This window comes from uncultured Leptotrichia sp., assembly GCF_938036635.1.
In the GTDB taxonomy this organism is placed as follows: domain Bacteria; phylum Fusobacteriota; class Fusobacteriia; order Fusobacteriales; family Leptotrichiaceae; genus Leptotrichia; species Leptotrichia hongkongensis.
In genome coordinates this window covers 1-1,575 of record NZ_CALHQO010000395.1, presented here as the reverse complement: position 1 = coordinate 1,575, position 1,575 = coordinate 1, and the positions used below count along the sequence as shown (strand labels likewise).

1 pseudogene is annotated in these 1,575 nt (G+C 34.3%); it reads right to left on the bottom strand.

Annotation, left to right across the window (positions count from 1 at the left end):
• Positions 1-1,575: pseudogene (locus Q0370_RS07895) on the bottom strand (autotransporter domain-containing protein); the annotation flags it as partial.

The window sequence follows — 1,575 nt, the reverse complement described above, 5'->3', positions numbered from 1 at the left end:
CAGTACCTCCGCTTTGACCTAATGCACCAATTGAAGCACTTCCATCAACTGTTATTGTTCCTCCACCTGTATGAGTTAAATTTCCTCCATTTGTTGCAACTAATCCAACTGAACCATCACTATCACTTAAAGCTGTACCTGTAACATCTATTTTACCACTACTTGTTACTGTAGAACCATCTGCTACCACAGCTTTTACTGATTTTCCTGAAGCAGTTATTGCTCCAGTATTTGTTACTGTACCAGAAGATTTTGCATAAATTCCTACTGAACTGTCAGAATTAGATATAGTTATTTCCCCTTTATTTGTTAGCGGATCAGCTGCTTTCGTATAAATTCCGACATTATTTTTACCACCAGTTATATTCATTTTACCATTAGTATTACCATTAAGATTTACTATTCCATCTTCAACATAAACTAAAGTATTATTTGTACCATTAGTAGATGTTAAATTGAAATTATTAGCATTAAAAGTATTTGATCCATTGTTATTAAAGAATAATGCTGTAGATTTTTCATTATTTTTCAAATCTACATTTAATACAGATTCTCTTGAAGTAGTAAGAAGCGGAATAACTGCATTGTTTGCAGATTTACCATCATTATATGCTTTTCCTCCTTCAAGATCAGCATATCCTAAGAATCCTATTCCTACTGAGTTATTTCCTGATATTTCCATTGGTTTATTTAACAAAATTTCAGAACTTAAATAATCAGTTCCAGATTTTACTAATATACCTTTATCACTTGTTCCTTTAAGTTGAAGAGTTCCGTCATTTATAAACGTAAATCCTCCTGTATTACCATATTCTGATCCTATAAGAGCAAGAGTATCATTTGTACCATTTAGTGCGATAGTACCTTTATTTTCAAAAGCCATAACCCTTGTTGCTGGCCATGCTCCAGCTTTCAGTGTCATCCATATATAGTTATCACTTCCAGTAGCTGATGTAGTTATATTACCACTATTTGTCATCCCTACTGTTGTATTTCCACTACCATGATACTGAGAAGTATACATTACCAATTTAGTTCCATCTATATTAATATTTGATCCACTTCCTATATTCCAAGTAGAGTTCCCATTATCATTATGACCATCTGTGTGGAATAACCATCTTTGATAGTTTGTTCCTGTTCCTTTAAAATTAATAGTTGTATTGTCTATTTTTACTTCGTGACCACCTACTAATTTCATTGCAGCATAACCAGGATATCCAGTCGTGTTTAAATCTGTCGAATATGTACTTCCACCATTATGGCTAGGACCTTTATGTCCTGTAAACGTTACTCCTGAAGTACTTATATCCATTGTAGAACCATTGTTTACATTTACATTCATTGTACCACCAGATGTACTGTACTGACCAATCATCCCTACGTCTGAGTTAGAAAGGCTTCCTGCTAAAGCAGTCATGCTTGCCCCATTTCTAATATACATATCATCACCATTTCCAGTTCCAGGAACTGTTATAGTTGGTATTGTTATCGCATCCACTGTTGGTGGCACTAAAACTGGCGTTACTGGTTTAAAGTTTATAGCCTGTGGCAAGTTAGGCTGTGTAGCTGAAA